Here is a 644-nt window from a genome sequence, read left to right as displayed (position 1 = left end):
AACAAACAAGAAAATGATTGATTTTATAGGTTATGCAGCCTCCTTTTTTGTTGTTTTGAGCTTTATCATCAAAGACAACTTATTGTATATACGCCTTACCAACCTTGTGGGGTGTATCCTCTTTGTAATATACGGCTATTGTATAATGAGCATTCCTGTGATTCTACCCAATGCTTTTTTGATAATAGTGCAAATAGTATATATTTGGAAGTCTACCCAAAAAGCTCAGAAATAAACACAATTAGGTGCTGATAGTGAGACTATTAAAAGTATATTTTTCAATTATCTATTAAAAAAATTGTTTTTATTTTAAAAATACACTATCTTTGCGCCAAATATTATAGTATCGCTACTGATGAGTAATATAAGCCAATTAGTGGACTTAATTGAGGCTAAGACCGTATTGCTAAAGAAGAATATAGAGGCACTGAAGGAGGAAAACGAAAGCCTAAAGCAGTGTATAAACGGTCTCCTTGAAGAAAAAAAAGAGTGTGAACACAACCTCTCTGAACTGAAGAAGCAGAATGATGCCCTGAAAGTAGCGAACCGCATATTGGGCAGTAAAGAACATAAAACTGAAACAAAACAGAAAATAAATGCACTCATACGCGAAATCGATGCGTGCATAGCACAACTTTCTAAAT

Annotated in this window: 2 protein-coding genes; both read left to right on the top strand. The window is 33.7% G+C overall.

Features of this window, described 5'->3' with window-relative positions; all coding sequences use genetic code 11:
• On the top strand, window positions 1-235 hold a 235-nt coding region (locus HMPREF9441_RS18780; RefSeq protein WP_008623308.1), incomplete at its 5' end, for a hypothetical protein.
• A 120-nt stretch (window positions 236-355) separates the two neighbouring features.
• Window positions 356-644, top strand: a 289-nt coding sequence (locus HMPREF9441_RS16970; RefSeq protein ID WP_008623307.1) for a hypothetical protein, incomplete at its 3' end; no start/stop codon positions are given.

Source organism: Paraprevotella clara YIT 11840, from assembly GCF_000233955.1.
Taxonomy (GTDB): domain Bacteria; phylum Bacteroidota; class Bacteroidia; order Bacteroidales; family Bacteroidaceae; genus Paraprevotella; species Paraprevotella clara.
This window is presented reverse-complemented; position numbering and strand designations above follow the sequence as displayed.